Source organism: Mesorhizobium sp. M0904 (assembly GCF_040319475.1).
Lineage (GTDB): Bacteria > Pseudomonadota > Alphaproteobacteria > Rhizobiales > Rhizobiaceae > Mesorhizobium.
Window position 1 is genome coordinate 1 of the sequence record NZ_JAMYOC010000017.1, and the last position, 19,631, is coordinate 19,631.

16 protein-coding genes are annotated in these 19,631 nt (G+C 62.0%); 11 read left to right on the forward strand and 5 right to left on the reverse strand.

From position 1 onward, the window contains the following. Positions 1–330 precede the first annotated feature (330 nt). From NKH80_RS18565 to NKH80_RS18575, 3 genes are all read left to right on the forward strand, one after another. The gene (locus NKH80_RS18565; RefSeq protein WP_352992857.1) at positions 331–2,097 is read left to right on the forward strand and encodes an AMP-binding protein; all 1,767 of its coding nucleotides are present in this window, start codon (positions 331–333) and stop codon (positions 2,095–2,097) included. 207 nt (positions 2,098–2,304) lie between these two features. Then, positions 2,305–3,165 carry a hypothetical protein gene (locus NKH80_RS18570; RefSeq protein ID WP_352992859.1) on the forward strand — a complete coding sequence of 287 codons (861 nt, stop codon included), beginning with the start codon at positions 2,305–2,307 and terminating at the stop codon, positions 3,163–3,165. Positions 3,166–3,249: 84 nt separating this feature from the next. Further along, positions 3,250–4,353: a calcium:cation antiporter gene (locus NKH80_RS18575; protein WP_352992861.1), complete on the forward strand. Its 1,104-nt coding sequence runs from the start codon at positions 3,250–3,252 to the stop codon at positions 4,351–4,353. 208 nt (positions 4,354–4,561) lie between these two features. Here NKH80_RS18575 and NKH80_RS18580 read toward each other — a convergent pair whose 3' ends face one another. Then, positions 4,562–5,266 (reverse strand): hypothetical protein, encoded by a 705-nt coding sequence (locus NKH80_RS18580; protein ID WP_352992863.1) that lies wholly within the window; start codon positions 5,264–5,266, stop codon positions 4,562–4,564. Positions 5,267–5,293: 27 nt separating this feature from the next. Next, entirely contained in the window at positions 5,294–6,541 is a 1,248-nt protein-coding gene (locus NKH80_RS18585; protein ID WP_352992864.1) for a coiled-coil domain-containing protein, read from the reverse strand. Positions 6,542–7,045: 504 nt separating this feature from the next. On the opposite strand from NKH80_RS18585, the gene NKH80_RS18590 reads away from it, so the two are divergent. Continuing rightward, positions 7,046–7,648 (forward strand): cupin, encoded by a 603-nt coding sequence (locus NKH80_RS18590; protein ID WP_352992866.1) that lies wholly within the window; start codon positions 7,046–7,048, stop codon positions 7,646–7,648. A 55-nt stretch (positions 7,649–7,703) separates the two neighbouring features. On the opposite strand, the gene NKH80_RS18595 is transcribed toward NKH80_RS18590, so the two are convergent. Beyond that, positions 7,704–8,612, reverse strand: a complete 909-nt coding sequence (locus NKH80_RS18595) for a hydrogen peroxide-inducible genes activator (protein ID WP_352992868.1) — start codon at positions 8,610–8,612, stop codon at positions 7,704–7,706. A 147-nt stretch (positions 8,613–8,759) separates the two neighbouring features. On the opposite strand from NKH80_RS18595, the gene katG reads away from it, so the two are divergent. After that, on the forward strand, positions 8,760–10,958 hold the full coding sequence (gene katG, locus NKH80_RS18600) for a catalase/peroxidase HPI (RefSeq protein WP_352992870.1): 2,199 nt from the start codon (positions 8,760–8,762) through the stop codon (positions 10,956–10,958). An 81-nt stretch (positions 10,959–11,039) separates the two neighbouring features. Here katG and NKH80_RS18605 read toward each other — a convergent pair whose 3' ends face one another. Continuing rightward, positions 11,040–11,717: an MIP/aquaporin family protein gene (locus tag NKH80_RS18605; protein ID WP_254819333.1), complete on the reverse strand. Its 678-nt coding sequence runs from the start codon at positions 11,715–11,717 to the stop codon at positions 11,040–11,042. A gap of 344 nt (positions 11,718–12,061) precedes the next feature. Here NKH80_RS18605 and NKH80_RS18610 point away from each other — a divergent pair, with 344 nt between their 5' ends. The 6 genes from NKH80_RS18610 to NKH80_RS18635 all read left to right on the forward strand — a co-directional run bounded on the left by NKH80_RS18610 (position 12,062) and on the right by NKH80_RS18635 (position 18,605). Further along, the gene (locus NKH80_RS18610; protein WP_352992872.1) at positions 12,062–13,351 is read left to right on the forward strand and encodes an RsmB/NOP family class I SAM-dependent RNA methyltransferase; all 1,290 of its coding nucleotides are present in this window, start codon (positions 12,062–12,064) and stop codon (positions 13,349–13,351) included. Positions 13,352–13,477: 126 nt separating this feature from the next. After that, positions 13,478–13,936, forward strand: a complete 459-nt coding sequence (locus tag NKH80_RS18615; protein WP_023677140.1) for a PaaI family thioesterase — start codon at positions 13,478–13,480, stop codon at positions 13,934–13,936. A gap of 152 nt (positions 13,937–14,088) precedes the next feature. Beyond that, entirely contained in the window at positions 14,089–14,757 is a 669-nt protein-coding gene (locus NKH80_RS18620; protein ID WP_352992874.1) for a 5'-methylthioadenosine/S-adenosylhomocysteine nucleosidase, read from the forward strand. Between the two features lie 55 nt (positions 14,758–14,812). Further along, the gene (guaA, locus tag NKH80_RS18625) at positions 14,813–16,375 is read left to right on the forward strand and encodes a glutamine-hydrolyzing GMP synthase (RefSeq protein WP_352992877.1); all 1,563 of its coding nucleotides are present in this window, start codon (positions 14,813–14,815) and stop codon (positions 16,373–16,375) included. 333 nt (positions 16,376–16,708) lie between these two features. Continuing rightward, positions 16,709–17,641, forward strand: a complete 933-nt coding sequence (locus NKH80_RS18630; protein ID WP_352992879.1) for an alpha/beta hydrolase — start codon at positions 16,709–16,711, stop codon at positions 17,639–17,641. 19 nt (positions 17,642–17,660) lie between these two features. Then, complete coding sequence (locus NKH80_RS18635; protein WP_352992881.1) at positions 17,661–18,605, forward strand: RNA polymerase sigma factor; 945 nt, start codon at positions 17,661–17,663, stop codon at positions 18,603–18,605. A 358-nt stretch (positions 18,606–18,963) separates the two neighbouring features. On the opposite strand, the gene NKH80_RS18640 is transcribed toward NKH80_RS18635, so the two are convergent. Next, a complete protein-coding gene (locus tag NKH80_RS18640; protein ID WP_352506873.1) occupies positions 18,964–19,611 on the reverse strand; it encodes a TetR/AcrR family transcriptional regulator in 648 nt (215 codons plus the stop codon). Positions 19,612–19,631: the final 20 nt, after the last annotated feature.

Here is a 19,631-nt window from a genome sequence, read left to right on the forward strand (position 1 = left end):
GCCATCGCATCAAGAAATGCGCCTGGAACGATGACTATCTCATCAATGCCATCACTCATATGCGATAGCCCTGCCCTCGAGGGGGGGAGATAAGCAGCTGCGCCGACCCGAAGCAATTTCCCGACATACAGCAATTTTGTTCTTGCTTTGTGCCGGCAGCTATGCTACTAATCTCGCTATGGTGCCAATTGGCCCAGAAGACCCGCCCGCCGAGGCGGGTTTTTTGTTTTTGGCCCTGACAGGCGAGTTCCAGCGCAAGCCCCACCATCGACGGGATTTCCACCACCCCGCCGGGCTGATAGGCTTGGCTGGTCTGCGGAGGACACGGCGATGCCGATCAATCTCGACGAGTTGAAGAATGCCACCAGCCTGCGCGGCAAGCGCGATGGCGGCTCGTTCATTGCGCCGGTCGACGGCACGGCGCATGTCTCGGGCGAGCGCAGCGTGCCGCTGCTCAACCTGACGATCCCGGCGCTGTTTGCCGATACGGTCAGCAAATACGGCACGCTCGATGCCGCCGTCTTCGTCGAGCAGGACAAGCGCTTTACCTGGGAGGAACTCTCGGAGACCGTCGATGCGCTGGCCGCCGGCTTCCTGGCGCTCGGCCTCGAGAAAGGCGACCGCGTCGGCATCTGGTCGCCGAACCGCTGGGAATGGCTGGTGACGCAATTCGCCACCGCCCGCATCGGCCTGATCCTGGTCAACATCAACCCGGCCTACCGGCTGGTCGAGCTGGAATATGCCTTGAACAAGGTGGCTTGCCGAGCGCTCGTCACCGCCGCCAAGTTCAGGAGTTCCGACTATCTCGGCATGATCGAGACGCTGGCGCCGGAGATCACCACGGCCACCCCCGGCAAGCTCGACGCCAGCAAGCTGCCGGCGTTGAAGATCGTCATTCGCATGGACGAGGAGAGTTCGCCGGGCATGTTCAATTTCGCCGACGTGCTGGCGATGGCCGGGCGCGACGAGCATGACAAGCTCGACCGCATCTCCGACGGGCTGAAACCGGACGACTCCATCAATATTCAGTTCACCTCAGGCACGACCGGCGCGCCGAAAGGCGCGACGCTGACCCACAACAACATCGTCAACAACGGCAATTTCGTCACCGCGGCGATCCGGCTTACCGTCGACGACCTGCTGTGCATCCCGGTGCCGCTCTACCACTGCTTCGGCATGTCGATGGGCACGATGGGCTGCGTCACCAAGGGCGCGACCATGGTTTTCCCGAGCGAGGGGTTCGATGCCGGCGCCACGCTGAAGGCGGTGGCAACGGAACGCTGCACCGCGCTTTACGGCGTGCCGACCATGTTCGTCGGCCTGCTCGACCATCCGGATTTCGCCTCCTTCGATCTCACCAGCCTGCGCACCGGCATCATGGCCGGCTCGCCATGCCCGATCGAGGTGATGAAGAAGGTGGTGTCGCTGATGCACATGGCCGAGGTGACCATTGCCTACGGCATGACCGAGACCAGCCCGGTGTCCTTTCAGAGCAGCGTCGACGACCCCCTGGAAAAGCGCGTCTCGACCGTCGGCCGCGTCCATCCGCATGTCGAGGTCAAGGCGATAGACGCCGAAGGCGCCACCGTCGCGGTCGGCGCGCCGGGCGAGCTCTGCACGCGCGGCTATTCGGTGATGAAGGGCTATTGGGACGACGAGCAGAAGACCCGCGAGGCCATCGACGCAGAGGGCTGGATGCACACCGGTGACCTCGCCACCATCGACGCAGACGGCTATTGCAACATCGTCGGCCGGGTCAAGGACATGGTCATCCGCGGCGGCGAGAACGTCTATCCGCGCGAGGTCGAGGAATTCCTCTATCGCCACCCCAAGATCAAGGAGGTGCAGGTGTTCGGCATTCCCGACCCGAAATATGGCGAGGAGCTGTGCGCCTGGATCGTGCTGAAGCCCGGCCAGATCACCACGGAGCAGGACATCAAGGCGTTCTGCGCCGGCCAGATCGCCCATTTCAAGATCCCGCGCTACATCCGCTTCCGCACCGAATTGCCGATGACGGTGACCGGCAAGCCGCAGAAATTCCTAATGCGCCAGGCGATGATCGACGAACTAGGATTGGTGACGCAGAAGACGGCTTGAGGGAATAATCTTACAAAGTTCCGAGCTTCGCTTTAAGTACTAGAGTCGGTTAACTCTGTTTTTGGGGGATTTGTTTTTGAAAATATCGGCGGCTTAATAGGTATGGCATCCAACAGCTGGAATTTATATTGGGTTACTTCAGATGGGTACGAGGATTGTTTTATTGCTGCAAAAAATAGCCGGAGCGCGCGCTGTGTTGAATGTCGCGTGAATGATTTTGAGTTGGGCGAGGTGATTGCAGAACGGATTGTGTCTATCCCCAAAAAGGTTTTTAGAAGATATAGGAGGCAGGATCGCTACAAGGAAAACCCTTGGCCATGGTATGTTTATGGGAAAGAAATATTTCGAGACCTTGGTGCAGAATTCAGAAAAATTGAAAATAAGGAGGAAATGCTGTTATGTGATATCGTGTTTAGTGTCCATGATTACAGGCCGTGCAGTATAGAAAGAGAGAGATCGATTGGATCCAGAGCTGTAGACGAACTGAGAAGGGATCCAGGACTTGCCGATCTGGTGAACAATTATGATGACGAGGACGTTTGGAATGGACCCGTTATTCATATTGTAACCATGCTGGGTATGTGCTTAGTAAGGTGTCACCAAATAGAGAATTACATTGTGAACTCTTTTTTACTTGGGATATCGAAAAAACAAAAGCTTAAATATAAGACGCTAAACGATCTAAAAGACGGTTGGAAAAGGAAAACGCTCGGCAATATGATAGCCTCAATGGAAGAGGCTTGGGAAATTGATCCAATGGTAAAGGCCGGATTTCAGCTTTTTTTGGAAATGAGAAACAGACTGATTCACGGACTAACGACAGACGATAGATTTGACATTCAAACCAGCTGGGGCCAGCGAGAGTTGTTGGCCTTTCTGTACTTTTTCGATATCCATTCCCGTATCGTCAAGAGGGCATTCAGGGCTAGTTTTTACGCAAGTATAGAGTTTGCGATACATCAATGGGGGCTGCCTGACGGAGCTACCAAGAGAATCTTAAATAAGAAGCAGAAAGAGGAATCAGATCTATTCTTCCATTTCTTTACTATGAAAGAAGGTAACATCTAATTCGCGTAGGTCCACCAGTGTGTGCGATGATGCTGTCCAAATAGGCCTTCCGCAGGGTCCGCAGAAATGCACAAGGCTTGAGGGATGAAGGGTTTCGCAAGATCGGCGGTTTCCTACGGCATGCCGTTGGCCGCGCTGGCGATGGCTGTCGCGGTCAGGGCCAGCGGGGTGTCGGTGGACGAAGGGTCGCTGGGCACCAGGATATTTATTGGCGCGCTGTCGAGCGCGATCATGTTCATCACCATTTTCGTGGTGCTCGACCACGCCGAGGTGGTGGCCCGGCGGGTAGGCGAGCCGTACGGCACGTTGGTGCTGACCATCGCCGTGACGGCGATCGAAGTATCGATCATCGTTTCGATCATGCTGCATGGCGCGAACAACCCGACGCTTGCACGCGAATCCGTGTTCTCGACGGTGATGATCACCTCCACCGGTGTTGTCGGCATGTGCCTGACGTTTGGCGGCTGGCGCCATCGCAAGCAGGCAATCGTGCGCCAAGGCACCAGCGCCTATCTGGCGGTTCTGGTCGCGCTGAGCGTCATGACGCTCATTCTGCCGACCTACACGCGAACCACCGATCCCGGCACGTTCTCGGCGGCGCAGCTTGGCTTCGTCAGCGTGCTTTCGGTGCTGCTGTATGCCGGTTTTCTGTTCGCGCAGACTGTCCGCCACCGCGACGATTTCATCGACGCACAAGCACACGGCGCCACAGTGCGAACCGACGCCCACGAAAGCCTCGCCGCCGGCGCTATTCTCCTGCTGATCGGGCTGATCGGCATTGTCATGCTGGCCGAGCAAGTCGCCGCAAGCGTCGAAGATGCGCTCATTGCCTATGAGGTGCCCCAGGCCGACGCCATTGTCGGCGCGATGATCGCCGGGCTCGTCTTGATGCCGGAGGCGATTTCAGCGGTCCGTGCCGCACTCAACAACGAGCTGCAGCGCGGCCTGAACGTCGCCATGGGTTCGGCCTGCGCGACGATCGGCCTGACAATACCGGGCATAGCCGCCGCCAGCCTGCTCACCGGAAGAGGGCTGACCCTGGGGCTGCCGGCGACCGACACGGTGCTTTTGGTCCTGGCGCTTTTCATCTGCAATGTAAGCTTTAGCACCGAGAGAACGACGTTCCTGACCGGGCTGGTGCACCTTGTGGTGTTTTTTACCTGGGTGTTTTTGATATTTATGCCGTGAGGGAGTGGGAGGCGAAGATGGGCTAGACTAGTTTAGAAGCTCGAAGGCGAGGTCGCCCGAAATGCCGCCGAGCCGAGATGGGATAGCGGCGATCATGAAGGTCAGCGTGCCCTCACCTCCGGCGCCACCGCCGAAGAACGCCGCCTTGTAGATGGCGAAGCGGATCGTACCGGCTGTCGGCGTGCAGCGCTGTCAATCAAGCTTGGTGCTATATTATTGCAGTGACCCTGCCCGACGCATCGAGGCGACAACTGACTTGCGCCTGCCGGACTTCGATGCCGCCTTCTCTCGCGTAGTCTATTCGCACGTCGATCGGCGCCGTGAGTGCACCCCGAAGTTGACGCAAGGCGCCTGCGCTTGCCGCGTGGACACGGACGGCGCCCAGCGGCGTCGCAGCGGCCATGATCGCCGCGCGGCAGGCTCGCACGACCGCAATCGGCGTACCGGGTCTCGGTGTCAGTGGCCCCAGAGATCCAAAGGGATATCCCTCGGTGAAGTCACCCTCACCGGCTTTGGAAGGCCTGAGGACGGGTGGCAGCACGATGGATTGCCTGGCGGTCTTCGCAGAGGCAGGGGCCGACGCTGCAGTCGAACTGTCGGGTGCGGTAGCCGCCTCGTTTTCGGCGGACGGATCGTCGCCCACACTGGCATTTGTGCTTGTGTCACCAACGTTGCCGCTGGCACCAACGCCTGCGTCGACTGATCCGTCATCTGCACCGACCGAAGCTCCAAGATTTGCTCCGCCTACGCCGTCGACGCTCGTGCCCGCCCCGACAGATACGCCTTGCGAACCGGCGCTCACTCCAGCACCGACCCCGACACCGCCGGCCCTACCGCCCACGCCTGCTTCAAGTGCCGAGGCAGGCCCAATTGTAGTCCCGATCACCAAGGCGGCTGCGACATACTTGTTCATAGTCGTCTCCCCTGCGGCTTTCGCTCACTAGTCTTCACTGGCGCGGCTCGAGCTTTTTGATGGCCGTGTTGGAAGCAATGCTGCGGGAAGAGGTATGGTTGCCAGCAGAGCAGTTTGCGGCGACTTTTGGACCTTCACTCTCTGTTTTTCCGGCAAGCCCGGTTTACGGGCTGGTTTGGCGCCCGAACACGATAACCTACTTGCAAGTGCACTCGCGGGGGTACGTGTTTTCGGCGCGCACTCCACAGCCGCAGTCCGACGCTTACCCTTGACAGTATCAATTGCCTCACGCGCCGCACTGAGGCTGCGGGCTAGGCCGATAGCCCTTTCACGCTCTTGGTCGAGCGCCGCACTCAATGCTACCGAATTCTGCTTTAAAGCATCGCGTTCCTGGCGAACAATATCGAGGTCACGTACAGCTGAATCTGCTCGTTCGCGTCCCCGTTCGAGTCTTTCTCGAACCTGCTTTAGAGCGGCCTCGGCCACCTGTCGGTCCCTTATGGCGTTGGCCTGCTCGACGGCTGCCAGATTTGCGCCTGTCTTCAGAGCATCGATAGTTTGGCGAGCCGTGGCAAGTTCTTGTTCCAAGAGCTCAACCTTGTGCCGCTCGTCATCAAGCGCTCGCTTCGCAGCAAGCTGGGAGGCTTCCATAGAGGGGTGCGCGCCAAGCGCGGCGGCCTGCTCGCTGTTCCAGAGACTGGCTTCAGCTCTGTAGCTTTCGATAACGCGCTGCGCCGTCTCCAGATCGAGCGCGAGCGCTTCGTCTGTTCGCTGCTGCTCTTTTAGGGCTTGTGCTTGCTGAGCCACCGTGTCTGCCAGCACGTGTGCTTGGGCGCTTAGCTCACGTATGCTGCGCTGCATGACGTCTAGCTCCGCTCGTGCTGCGGCCAATTCGCGGCGTAAAGCCACTTCATGCTCGCCCAGGCGCGTTTGCGCACCCTCCTTGAGTGCCTGTGTTTCGCTGAGCACCAGCTCTCTAGATAGACAGGATCCGAGCGCGCTCGGTTGTGGCTTGCCCGGTTCTTTGTCGACCTTGGTATGTTCGGAAACCACGACCGACGAGCTGTCGTTAGCCATGGCAACCGCTGGCGCTTCGGGCGCCAACTGACCATTTGCCGGAGATGCCAACAGCAGAACGAGGCATAGCGGAATGAGGGACGGCACGCCGTTATACCCCCTGCCGCTTATCTGGTGAGGTAAAATCAATGGCCGTCGTTTAATAAAGGTGAAGTCACAGCGGAGACATTTTGACCTGGTAGTCTGCACATGATTCATCACTGAACCTCAACGATCGCAGCCCTCACCGCTATTGTATTCTCCACTTACTGCACGCCGCGGCGCCGTGGATGCCGCACCAAAAAGATCAATGCTAGTGAAGCACCCTCGGCAACGCCAAAGCGCGGATTCGCGCAAAGGCTGTTTCGTATTTCCTTAGTTGTCATCATTCGAACAAACGGAACTTTCGGCTTTCGGGATGACCATCTTCTCTCCCCAACGGCTGTGATGCGGCGCAAAGCAGCCATTCAGGCTGCGAAGGTCGACCTCGGGTCACACCAGACTTTCCATTTCACGGTACGGCGCATCTCCCCCTCCAATGCCGCCGCCTCCGACCGACGAATATTTGTTGCCAGTTTCACACCTCGTCGTGCTGGATCTTGTCGCGACGCCAAGCACCGTCCATGACTGCCGCACCGTTCGCAGATCTCTGCCGCCAGCGGAACCGACCGCCATCCAACCGGTTAATCGGTATGAAGCTTCCACCAACCCCAAGGGCGCACCATGAGCATTCTGCAAACCACGAAGAAAGCCGTCGAGCAGGTCACTGGTATCGCCAGACCGGACAGGCGAGAGGTTGCCGACCTCCTGAGGCCGCGCAAACCAAACGCGTTTCGGTTCAGCGATGATGGCCTGGTGCCCAACCATCCGTTCTGGCCGCTTGTCGTCTATCGCGGCGCTGTGAAGCTGCCCGAAGACTTCGATCCGGCGGCCGTCATGGAGGCGCTTTTCGAGGCAAATGGCTGGGGCGATAGCTGGCGCAACGGCATCTACGGCTACGTCCACTACCATTCGCGGATACACGAGGTGCTCGGCGTTGCGCGCGGCACGGCCAAGGTCCGCTTTGGCGGCAACAAGGGACGAACGCTGTCGCTGAAGGCCGGCGACGTCGCGGTTCTTCCGGCCGGCACCGGGCACCAACGTCTTTTCGCATCCGACGATTTTCTGGTTGTCGGCGCCTATCCTCCATCCGGCACCTATGACCTGTGTACGACCGCCGCCGACCATGCCAAGGCAGTCGTCACGATCCCCAGGGTTGGCCGTCCGCGCAAGGACCCTGTCTATGGAAGCAACGGCCCGTTGCTCGCAGCCTGGGAAAAGGATTGAAGCCGTTCCTTGCGGGTTGGCTTCGGGGCTAAAACCGGATCCTTGACCCGCCGCTCTACACTGCCAGCACCGCCGCATCCAGCCCGCGGATGATCTTCGCCAGTTCGACGCATTCGTCGTGCCGAACCTTGTTGCGCCGCCAGGCGAGGCAGATCGTGCGCTGCGGCATCGGTTCCTGGAACGGCACGATCTTCAAATCGGGGATAGTGCTGGCTGGCCCGGCCGCCATCTCGGGGATGAGCGTGACGCCGAGCCCATGCGCCACCATCTGTAAGAGCGTCGTCAGGCTGGTCGCGCCATAGCTTGCCATCGCCACCGGCCGCACGTTGCCGCAGACGGCGAGCGCCTGTTCGCGCAGGCAATGGCCTTCCTCGAGCAGCATCAGCCGCTCCAGTGCCGGGCTCTCCGGTGGCACCGGCGGCGAGGCGAAGGCGGGGTCGCCGGCCGGCACGGCCAGGAAGAACCGGTCGGAGAAAAGTTCCTCGGTAACCAGACCTGGGTAATCGAGAGGCAGCGCCGCGACGAAGGCATCGAGCTTTCCCGAACTGGTGTCCTCGACCAGCGAGGCGGTCACGGCTTCGCGCAGTTCCAGCTGCAAGGCCGGGAAATGCCGTTTCAGCTCCGGCAGCACATGCGGCAGCAGATAGGGCGCCACCGTCGGGATGATGCCGAGCCGGAAGCGGCCTTCCAGCGCCGGGCGGCCGCGCCGGGCCGTCGCCTCGACGTCGCGGACGTCGGCAAGAATGCGCTCGATGCGCGGCAGCAGGGCCACGGCCTCGTCGGTCATCCGCACCACCTTGCCGCCGCGCTCGAACAGACGGCAATTCAGCCGCAGCTCCATCTCGGCGATCTGCGAAGACAGCGCCGGCTGGCTGACGCCGGCGAGTTTTGCGGCACGGCCGAAATGCAGCGTCTGCGCCAGCGCCTCGAAATAATGCATCTGCCGGACGGTCAAACCGATCATAAGGAAAACCTATCAGAATAAACAGCAAAGGCAATTTGTCTTTATCGGCTGGGCGGGCTAGTCTGGAACCATTCCAGGATGGCGCGGCCGCTGGCCCTGCCCGGAAAATCAACAAAATCCCGGACAATCAACAAATCGGAGGCAAAGATGGACGCGAAAACCGACGACAACAGCGCCGGCAAATGCCCGGTCCCACATGGATCGGCCAGCAGGACCAACCGCGACTGGTGGCCAAACCAGCTCGACCTTGGCGTCCTCCACCAGCAGTCCAGCCTCTCGGACCCGATGGACGAGGACTTCGACTACGCCAAGGAATTCAAGAGCCTCGATCTCGATGCGGTGATCAGGGATCTGCACCAGGTGATGACCGATTCGCAGGATTGGTGGCCGGCCGATTTCGGCCATTACGGCCCGCTCTTCATCCGCATGGCCTGGCACAGCGCCGGTACCTATCGCATCGGCGACGGCCGTGGCGGCGCCGGCGCCGGCCAGCAGCGTTTCGCGCCGCTCAACAGCTGGCCGGACAATGCCAATCTCGACAAGGCGCGCCGGCTGCTGTGGCCGGTCAAGCAGAAATACGGCAGGAAAATCTCCTGGGCCGACCTGTTGATCCTCACCGGCAACGTCGCGCTGGAATCGATGGGCTTCAAGACCTTCGGCTTCGCCGGCGGCCGCGCCGATGTCTGGGAGCCGGAGCAGGACGTCGACTGGGGATCGGAAACCAAATGGCTCGCCGACGAGCGCTATTCCGGCGACCGCGAACTTCACGGCCATCTCGGCGCCGTGCAGATGGGGCTGATCTACGTCAACCCGGAAGGGCCGAACGGCACGCCCGATCCATTGGCCGCGGCGCGCGACATTCGCGAGACCTTCGCTCGCATGGCCATGAACGACGAGGAAACCGTGGCGCTCATCGCCGGCGGTCACACCTTCGGCAAGACCCACGGCGCCGGTGATGCATCGCTGGTCGGGGCGGAGCCGGAAGGCGCCGGCATCGAGGCACAGGGCCTCGGCTGGTCGAGCAAGCATGCCACCGGCATTGCCGGCGACGCCATCACCTCGGGCCTCGAGGTGACCTGGACCACGACGCCGACCAAATGGAGCAACAACTTCTTCGACAATCTGTTCAACTACGAATGGGAGCTGACCAAGAGCCCGGCCGGCGCCCATCAGTGGACGCCGAAGGGCGGCGCCGGTGCAGGCACCGTGCCGGACGCGCACGATCCCTCGAAGCGCCGCGCGCCGGCGATGCTGACCACCGACCTCGCGCTACGCGTCGACCCGGCCTACGAGAAGATCTCGCGGCGGTTCCATCAGAATCCTGATCAGTTCGCCGATGCCTTCGCCCGCGCCTGGTTCAAGCTGACGCATCGCGACATGGGTCCGGCCGTCCGCTATCTCGGCCCGCTCGCGCCGAAGGAAGAGCTGATCTGGCAGGACCCGATACCGGCAATCGACCACGAACTGGTCAGCGAACAGGACATCGCCTCGCTGAAGGCGAAGATCCTGGCCTCCGGCCTGTCCGTTTCCGAACTGGTCTCGACCGCCTGGGCCTCGGCCTCGACTTTCCGCGGCTCCGACAAGCGCGGCGGCGCCAACGGCGCCCGCATCCGCCTGGCGCCGCAGAAGGATTGGGAGGTCAACCAGCCGGCGCAGCTGGCCAAGGTGCTCGAGACACTCGAAGGCATCCAGAAGGGCTTCAATAACTCGCAGTCCGGCGGCAAGAAGATCTCGCTTGCCGACCTGATCGTTCTCGGCGGCGTCGCCGCGGTCGAGAGGGCGGCCAAGGACGGCGGCCATGACGTGCAGGTGCCTTTCACGCCGGGCCGCATGGACGCTTCGCAGGAACAGACCGACGTCCAGTCCTTCGCCGCGCTCGAGCCGAAAATCGATGGCTTCCGCAATTATGTCAGGGGTAAGCCGCCGATGTCGGTCGAGGCGATGCTGGTCGACCGGGCGCAGCTGCTGACCTTGACGGCGCCGGAGATGACGGTGCTCGTCGGCGGGTTGCGGGTGCTCGGCGCCAACACCGGTCAGTCGAAGCACGGGGTGTTCACCGACAGGCCGGGCACGTTGACCAACGATTTCTTCGTCAACCTGCTCTCCATGAACACTGTCTGGGATCCGGCGGCCGGCTCCGATGAAGTCTACGAAGCGCGCGACCGCAAGACCAGGGCGGTCAAGTGGACCGGCACCCGCGCGGACCTGATCTTCGGCTCGCATGCGCAGCTGCGGGCGCTGGCCGAGGTCTACGGGTCGGCGGACGCCGGGCAGAAGTTCGTCAGGGATTTCGTCGCGGCGTGGACCAAGGTGATGAACGCCGACCGTTTTGACCTCGCGGCCTGATCCGGGCATACGAATTTCTCGACGCAACAAAAAAAGGCGCGGGCCTCGACCCGCGCCTTTTTTCGTTGGGCTTCCGAAAAGTCAGTCCTTCTCGAAGATGCCGGCCTTGGCAACCACGCCGGCAATGGCGCCGCCGATCAGCGGCGCGACGATGAACAGCCACAGCTGGCCGATCGCCGCAGTTCCCGAAAACAGCGCCGGTCCGATCGAACGGGCCGGGTTGAGCGATGTGCCGGTCACCGGGATGATGGCGAAGTGCAGGCCGGCCAGCGTCAGGCCGATTACGAGGCCGGCGAAGGCCGTGGTGTGCTTGGCGTTGGTGACGCCGAGGATCACCGTGACGAAGGTGAAAGTGCCGATCAGCTCCCACAGCAAGGCCGAGCTGACGCCCCATTTCGTCACATCCCAGCCATTAGCGCCGAAGCCGCCGGTGTGGCCGCCCACCTGTCCGGAGACGATGATCCACAGTGCCAGCGACGCGATGATGGCGCCGATGACCTGCGCGATCCAATAGGGAATGACATCCCTGGCCGGCATCCGCCCGGCGAGGAATACACCGAGCGTCACCGCCGGATTGAGGTGCGCGCCCGAAATCGGGCCGATCGCATAGGCCGCCGCGATCAGGCCGATGCCGAACGCCAGACCGATACCTTCCTGGCCAAGCGGCAGCGCGCCGCCGAAGCCGCCCGTCACCACCGAAGCCGTGCCGATGAACACCAATAGAAACGTGCCTAGAACTTCCGCCAGATAAGTCTTCATTGCCCTCTCCTCGTATCGACCCGCGGCTCCGCCTTTTCTGCGACGCGAATCACCGCGCAAAGAGTATTCGCAACCGGAAAACTTGGAAAGCAGAGCAGTTTCGCAAGCCGCTATGCTTGTGAGCGCCAGACATGCACATTAGAGACTTGTAATGTATTGATGAATTGTTTGGTTACGCATGCCGGCGCCCGCTTGGTGGCGGCGGCTCGCGATGCACCAACCCACACTCGTCACCCCTTGCATGGATTGTCTCGCCGTCGGGGAAACAGAACTGTTTCAATCAGGACACGAAAAGCTCTAAGAGCAGGGCCGGATTTTGTTTTGCTGAGTAATGGAAGACGACAATGAGACTGGGCGGGCGGCTGGCGGCAGCCATTGAAGTGCTTGACGACATTGGCCGGCGCCACCGGCCGGTGGCCGATGCGCTGAAGGACTGGGGCCTGTCGCACCGCTTCGCCGGTGGCGGCGACCGCGCCGCGATCGGCAACATCGTCTATGACGCGCTGCGCCGCAAGCGCTCGGCCGGCTGGCTGCTCGGCGAGGACACGCCGCGCGCCATCGGCTTCGGCGCGCTGCTGCTCGAATGGGGCCAGACGGCGCAGTCGCTGAACGAGGTGCTCGAGGGCGACAGGTTCGCGCCGCCGCTGCTTACCGCCGACGAACTGACAACGCTCGGCGGTCGCCGGCTCGCCGATGCGCCGCCGGCTGTCAGGGCAGACATCCCCGACTGGTGCATGCCGCTGTTCGAGCGCGCGTTCGGCATGGCCTGGGTGGAAGAGGGTGCCGCGCTGGCGACACGCCCGCCGCTCGACCTCAGGGTCAATACGCTCAAGGCCGATCGCGGCAAGGTGCTGGCCGAGTTGGCGGAGACCGGCGCCAAGCCTGCGCGGATCGCGCCGCACGGCATCCGCATCCCGCCGATCGAAGGCGACGGCAGGCATCCGAACGTGCAGGCCGAGCCGGCCTTCCAGAAAGGCTGGTTCGAGGTTCAGGACGAGGGTTCGCAGATTGCGGCCGAACTGGCCGGCGCCGAACCTGGAATGCAGGTGCTCGATTTTTGCGCCGGCGCCGGCGGCAAGACGCTGGCGCTCTCCGCGGCGATGGACAATCGCGGCCAGATCTTCGCCCACGACGCCGAGAAGGCCAGGCTGGCGCCGATCTTCGACCGCATCCGCCGCTCGGAAAACCGCAATGTGCAGATCGTCACCAGGCCGGCCGAACTCGCGCCGCTCGGCAGGCATATGGACATCGTCCTGATCGATGCGCCCTGCACCGGCAGCGGCACGTGGCGGCGCCGGCCGGATGCCAAATGGCGGCTGACACAGAGGCAACTCGACGCGCGCAAGGGCGAGCAGGAGACGATACTCGATGCCGCCAGCGACTTCGTCAAACCCGGAGGCCTGCTGGTCTACATCACCTGTTCGGTGTTCGACGAGGAAAATGGCGACCAGGTTTCGGCGTTCCGGGACCGCCATCCCGGTTTTGTCCCTGTCGACCACCGCCAGCTTTGGGACAGCCGTTTTGCGGGCCACGAAGCGGCCATGTGGATAGGCGCTGCGGGCGGCATTTCGCTGTCACCGTTGCTGAGCGGCACCGACGGTTTCTATTTCTGTGCGCTGCGCCGCGCCGGCTGAGCCATTGCCATGGACACAGAGCCGGGGCCGAATGCTGCAGTGCAGCATTTGCGATTGCCTGCCGCCCACCCCTCTGCGATAAATGACTTTGCAATAAGATTTGCCGAGAAATGAAGGGCGACGGCCATGGCAGCAAAGATCGTTCCTGCTCCCGATTATGAGGACCGCGTCAGGACGTCCTTTGCGCGCCAGAACGCGATGATGACGATTGGCGCCGAGCTGACGCTGGTGACGCCCGGCATCATCGAGATCGAAATGCCCTATTCGGCGGCTCTGACGCAGCAGCACGGCTTTCTCCATGCTGGCGTCATTTCGACGGCTCTCGACTCGGCCTGCGGCTATGCGGCATTCTCGCTGATGCCGGAAAATTCCGGCGTGCTGACCATCGAGTTCAAGGTCAATCTGCTGGCGCCGGGCCGGGGCGAGCGTTTCCTGTTCCGCGGCTCGGTGACCAAGCCCGGCCGCACCATTATCGTCGCCGATGGCCAGGCCTATGCGTTCGCCGTCGATGGCGAGGCCAAGCTGATTGCCACAATGACCGGAACGATGATGACAGTGCTCGGCCGCGACGGCATCGAGGGGTGAGGAGCGGTCCGCGCAGCGGACGAAAAGCCCCTAAATGGGCTTTTCGAGCGACGAACGCCCGGAGCCATAGCGAAGGGCCGGGGGTCGATGAGGGCACGTCGCCCTTCTTACCTTCCGGCTCCGATGGTAGGGCCAGAAAGGAGTAGATCGTCGTGACCGGTAAAGTGTCTCGCCTGTCCGGCAAGTCCGTTCTCTTCGTCATGGCGGCCGAGGCCGAATACGGTCCACACCTGCAGCGGCTGTTCACGCCGCTGATGACCGGCGTCGGACCGGTCGAGGCCGGCGTCGGACTTACCGCCGAACTGTCCCGGCTGAAGACCGAAAAGGCGCTGCCCGATCTCGTCGTATCGCTCGGGTCGGCGGGCAGCCGGACGCTGGAGCAGACCGAAATCTACCAGGCCGTTTCAGTCGCCTACCGCGACATGGACGCCTCGCCCCTAGGGTTCGAGAAGGGCGCCACGCCGTTCCTCGATCTGCCTGTCAGCGTGCCGCTGCCGTTCAGAGTTCCTGGCATCAGGCAGGCGACGCTGTCGACCGGTGCGGCAATCGTCACCGGCTCCGCCTACGACGCGATCGCGGCCGACATGGTCGATATGGAGACCTTCGCCTGCCTGCGCGCCTGCCAACTGTTCGACGTGCCGCTTATCGGCCTGCGCGGCATTTCCGACGGGGCAGCCGATCTGAGGCATGTCGGCGACTGGACCGAATATCTGCACGTCATCGACGAGAAGCTGGCCGCGGCGGTTCAGCTGCTGGAACAGGCGATCGCCTCCGGCGCGATCGAGTTTGATCTGTCGCGTGAAGATGCGGAATCGAAGTGAAAGCGCGACCTCGCAACCCCTTGCGCCGACTCGTTTCTTTCTCTAAACGCTCGCCATGAAAACAGCCAATCATCCTGACACCGTCCTGATTGTCGATTTCGGCAGCCAGTTTACCCAGCTGATCGCCCGCCGCATCCGCGAGGCCGGCGTCTTTTCCGAGATCGTGCCCTTCCAGTCGGCCGAGGCGGCGTTCAAGCGCATCAATCCGAGGGCGGTGATCCTGTCCGGCGGCCCGGCCTCGACCGCCGACGTCGGCAGTCCGCGCGCGCCGCAGATCGTCTTCGACGCCGGCGTGCCGGTGCTCGGCATCTGCTATGGCCAGATGGCGATGTGCGTGCAGATGGGTGGCGTCGCCGAAAGCTCCGATCATCGCGAATTCGGCCGCGCCTTCGTCGAGATCGCCAAGGACAGCCCGTTGTTCGAGGGCCTGTGGGCGCCCGGCCAGCGCCATCAGGTGTGGATGAGCCATGGCGACCGCGTCATCTCCCTGCCCAAGGGGTTCGAGGTGCTCGGAAAATCGGAAGGCTCGCCCTTCGCCATCTTCGGCAATGTCGAGCGCAAGATGTACGGCCTCATGTTCCACCCCGAAGTGGTGCATACGCCGGACGGCGCCAGGCTGCTCCGCAACTTCGTCCACAACATCGCCGGTATTGAGGGCGACTGGACGATGCGCACTTACCGCGAACATGCGGTCGAGACGATCCGTAAGCAGGTCGGCAAGGGCAAGGTGATCTGCGCGCTTTCAGGCGGCGTCGATTCCTCTGTCGCAGCACTCCTGATCCACGAGGCGGTCGGCGACCAGCTTACCTGCATCCTCGTCGACCACGGGCTGATGCGCAAGGACGAGGCATCAGGCGTGGTGGAGATGTTTCGCCAGCATTATAATCTGCCGCTGATCCTGGTCGACGCTGCGGACCGTTTCATCGGCGCGCTCGAGGGCGAGGCGGACCCCGAGAAGAAGCGCAAGACCATCGGGCGGCTGTTCATCGAGGTGTTCGAGGAGGAGGCCGAGAAGCTCGGCGGCGCCGATTTTCTGGCGCAAGGCACCCTCTATCCCGATGTCATCGAAAGCGTCTCTTTCAGCGGCGGACCGTCGGTGACGATCAAGTCGCACCATAATGTCGGCGGCTTGCCCGAACGCATGAACATGCAGCTGGTCGAGCCGCTGCGCGAATTGTTCAAGGACGAGGTGAGGGCGCTCGGCAAGGAGCTCGGCCTGCCCGACAGCTTCATCGGCCGGCATCCGTTCCCCGGTCCCGGTCTTGCCATCCGCTGCCCGGGCGGCATCACCCGCGAAAAGCTGGAGATCCTGCGCGAGGCCGACGCCATCTATCTCGACGAGATCCGCAAGGCCGGCCTGTATGACGCCATCTGGCAGGCTTTCGCCGTGCTGCTGCCGGTGCAGACCGTCGGCGTGATGGGCGACGGCCGCACCTACGAGTTCGTCTGCGCGCTGCGCGCCGTCACCTCGGTCGACGGCATGACAGCGGATTTCTACCACTACGACATGGCCTTCCTCGGTGCCGCCGCTACGCGCATCATCAACGAAGTGCGCGGCATCAACCGCGTCGTCTACGACGTGACGAGCAAGCCCCCAGGTACAATCGAGTGGGAGTGACGGGGCGTACTGCGGAGTAGAAGAGGATAGAGCAGCATGTTTAAAGCGATGTTGGCTCGGCGATAATAGTCAATAGTCCCAGCCCCCGGCCACCCGGCAATGGCATAGACGAAGCATCTGGCCGATCGGCGAATGTCTGGAACGAACGTCCCACAGAGAAGGGTGGAGCAGCCTAGCCTTGCTGGGTTTGACACCCGGGGTCCGCGGCAACTGCCACCGGCGAGGCGTTGCATCTGCCGGCCACGTATCCTTTCGCTGGGTTCATCCGTCTTAGCTGTTCATGGGCACGGTCATCCTTGACATCGCCCTCCTGGACGAATTGGAGCGTGACAAATGAACAGCAAGCAGAGCCTAGCGAACAAGATACACTACGAAACGCTCGCGGAGGCTTTCCGCAGCGGTCGAGAATCGCCACAGGAAGCATCCGAGTGGTCCGTTTTGACGGCAGAACCGGGCGGCGTCGATTACGTCGAGACGAACGTCGGCGACAAGACCGCGCTGTGGATTCAGCCAAAAACGGCAGCCAAAGACCGGGTCATGCTTTACCTGCACGGCGGTGGCTATGTCGGCGGATCGATCTGGACCCATCGCAAGATGGTCGGACACCTTGCTAAGGCGATCGGCTGTTACGCTCTGCTCGCTACGTACGACTACGTTTTCCAGAGCAAGTTTCCGCGCCAAATCGAGCAGGCCGTGACCGCGTTCGAATGGCTCGCCGAGCAGGGTGTCGCGCCGAAGCACACCATAGCTGCAGGCGATTCCGCTGGTGCTGGCCTGATCGTTGCGGCGACGATGAAACTCCGCGATGCGGGACGGCCGCTGCCGGCCGCGATCCTCAGCATCTCTGGCTGGTATGATCTGTCGGCGAGCGGGCACTCCTACGAAAGCAACCGCGAGAAGGACGCCTTCTTCCAGAAGGCGGTCGTGGATATGCTGGTATCGCAAGTCCTTGCAGGGACCGATCCCCGGCATCCACTCGCCAGCCCCATCTTTGCCGATCTGAAGGGCCTGCCGCCGATCTATCTGCAAGTGGGCGGAGACGAAACCCTGCTCGACGACAGCCGAGCGCTCGCCGACCGCGCGAAAGCCGCCGGCGTCGAGGTGCGCATAGACGTATTTCCGGGGATGCTGCACTCGTTCCAGATGATGGCCGGCCGCGCTCCCGAAGCCGACGACGCGATCGCGCGGTTGGCACAATGGGTTCGCCCCAAGCTTGGTCTGGCCGCAACCGCGGAAACACGCGCGGAAGGTCAGGAGGTCGCATGACTGGCAAATTGAAACCCAGATGTGGCAGCTGAAGGACATGCCCGAGCGACCGACCGGCCTGTTCGATGCAAGATATCGCGCCTTCCTCGAGACGGTGTCAGGCGTCCGCGCCCAACTGCATCGCTACTGCGCCCGCATGACGGCCTCACGCCTCGACGGTGAGGATCTCGTGCAGGAGACGCTGTTCGAGGCCTATACGAACATTGAGACCCTCGACGATGCCCGCCGGCTGAAGCCCTGGCTGTTTCGCATCGCTCACAATCGCTGCATCGACTTTCTGAGGCGACGCGATGTGCGCGAGCGCGCGGAGCACGCCTATTCGGACGACATCGGCGTTGTCTCTGCAGAGCCGGCAGCGACCGATGCACGCCGCGCCATCGAACGGCTGGTTGGCCACTTGCCGCCCAAGGAGCGCGCCTGCATCCTCCTGAAGGACGTGTTCGACTATTCGCTGGAAGAGACCGCAGAACTCGTGGACTCGACGGTTGGGGGCGTCAAATCCGCGCTCTCCCGCGGACGGGCGAAGCTCGCCGACTTGCCCCCTGAACCTGCCGGTGAACCGAACCGTCTTGATCCCGACACCGCGGGGCTCTTGCAGCGCTATGTTGACCTCTTCAACCGCCATGACTGGGATGGCGTGCGGAGCCTCACCAGCGCCGATGCTCGGTTGCGGGTCGCCGACTGCTTCGACGGCCTGCTCAGAAGTTCTCCCTATTTCGTCGAATACGAGCGAAACCCGGAGACGTGGACCATGGAGTTGGGGGCGATCGACGGAGAGCCTGTCTTGATCGTGCTCTTCCAGCGAGGCGACCGGTGGCAGGTCGCGTGGCCGGTTCGTGTCCATGTCGCCGGTCGCGTCATCGATCGCATCGAAGATTATTATGCCTGTCCATGGATGTTGGAAAACGCCGCGGAAACCGACCTGAATCTCATGACTGGGCCAGCCATTTTGGGAAGAGCATAAGGCGACGATTTCTCACTTCTGGCCTGGCGGAGTTACGATGGTGCGTCCTCAACGAAAAATCGTGGCGTGCAGCTTTGGCTGCGGTACCGATCGGTGTTCCGGACCTGATCGCATATCGTCGGATGGCACCGTCGCATCACCTATCAAATGTTGTCCCGACTGCTGCCGGATCTGCGATGGAGAGAAGCGTCGACCGCATCCAGCCGGGAGCTTGGACCGCGGTAGATGCGAGCGTCTTTTATCGTTGGGAGAAAGATGAGGTGCCGCGATCTGTGCAAGCTCGGCCGCGCGCGCCGGCCCAATATTACGAAGCGCCTGGACGACGGTCCCGGCCAAGCTGCCCGGAGCAATCAAATGCTTATCCGCCCGCGTGGTCGTTGCCACCGTGCGCGGCGATGAACATGGCGACGGCCGACCGGCAATAGGATTCGATTTCGTTGTCGTCCTCTGCTCTCGCCTCATCGAAGCGTGCGATAATCAGGAGATCGGATCCTTTGAAAAGCGCGGCAAACAAGCGGGCGGACCGGAGAGGATCGGGCACGTTCAGAACCGCCTTCGCGTGCAACTGACGCAACAGGGCCTCGATTTGGGCGATGACATGGGCGGGACCGGCTTCGTAATGGAGCTTGCTTAACGACTTTTGATTCGTCTTATCGGCCATGATCATGGCTTCGACACTGCGGACGTCCGGGCTCAACAGCGTGCGAAGCAGGGATGATCCCACCGCCATGAGCTGATCTTCGGCCGAACCGTCGACGCCTTCAAAAAGGGCCTGTGGTGCAAACTGATGGCAGCGGGTCGCGATGGCCGCGCTGAACAGCGCCTCCTTGTTCTCGAAGTGCCGATAGATGCTGAGCTTGGATATCTTCGCCCGCTGGGCGACCTTGTCCAATGTCGTCGCTTGAAAACCCAATTCCACAAAGAGTTCGCACGCGGCGTCGACTATCGTTTGGCCAAGCGCCTCGTTGGCGGGCCGGCCGCGCCGGCCCTGGCTGTTTTCGGTCACGACAATTCCAGTACTTGACA

Coding starts and splice junctions, on each gene's coding strand:
- NKH80_RS18605 (WP_254819333.1), bottom strand. CDS start 11,717: ATGAAGACTTATCTGGCGGAAGTTCTAGGCACGTTTCTATTGGTGTTC.
- NKH80_RS18575 (WP_352992861.1), top strand. CDS start 3,250: ATGAAGGGTTTCGCAAGATCGGCGGTTTCCTACGGCATGCCGTTGGCC.
- NKH80_RS18595 (WP_352992868.1), bottom strand. CDS start 8,612: ATGATCGGTTTGACCGTCCGGCAGATGCATTATTTCGAGGCGCTGGCG.
- NKH80_RS18590 (WP_352992866.1), top strand. CDS start 7,046: ATGAGCATTCTGCAAACCACGAAGAAAGCCGTCGAGCAGGTCACTGGT.
- NKH80_RS18610 (WP_352992872.1), top strand. CDS start 12,062: ATGAGACTGGGCGGGCGGCTGGCGGCAGCCATTGAAGTGCTTGACGAC.
- NKH80_RS18630 (WP_352992879.1), top strand. CDS start 16,709: ATGAACAGCAAGCAGAGCCTAGCGAACAAGATACACTACGAAACGCTC.
- NKH80_RS18615 (WP_023677140.1), top strand. CDS start 13,478: ATGGCAGCAAAGATCGTTCCTGCTCCCGATTATGAGGACCGCGTCAGG.
- NKH80_RS18635 (WP_352992881.1), top strand. CDS start 17,661: ATGTGGCAGCTGAAGGACATGCCCGAGCGACCGACCGGCCTGTTCGAT.
- NKH80_RS18585 (WP_352992864.1), bottom strand. CDS start 6,541: ATGAATCATGTGCAGACTACCAGGTCAAAATGTCTCCGCTGTGACTTC.
- katG (WP_352992870.1), top strand. CDS start 8,760: ATGGACGCGAAAACCGACGACAACAGCGCCGGCAAATGCCCGGTCCCA.
- NKH80_RS18565 (WP_352992857.1), top strand. CDS start 331: ATGCCGATCAATCTCGACGAGTTGAAGAATGCCACCAGCCTGCGCGGC.
- guaA (WP_352992877.1), top strand. CDS start 14,813: ATGAAAACAGCCAATCATCCTGACACCGTCCTGATTGTCGATTTCGGC.
- NKH80_RS18580 (WP_352992863.1), bottom strand. CDS start 5,266: ATGAACAAGTATGTCGCAGCCGCCTTGGTGATCGGGACTACAATTGGG.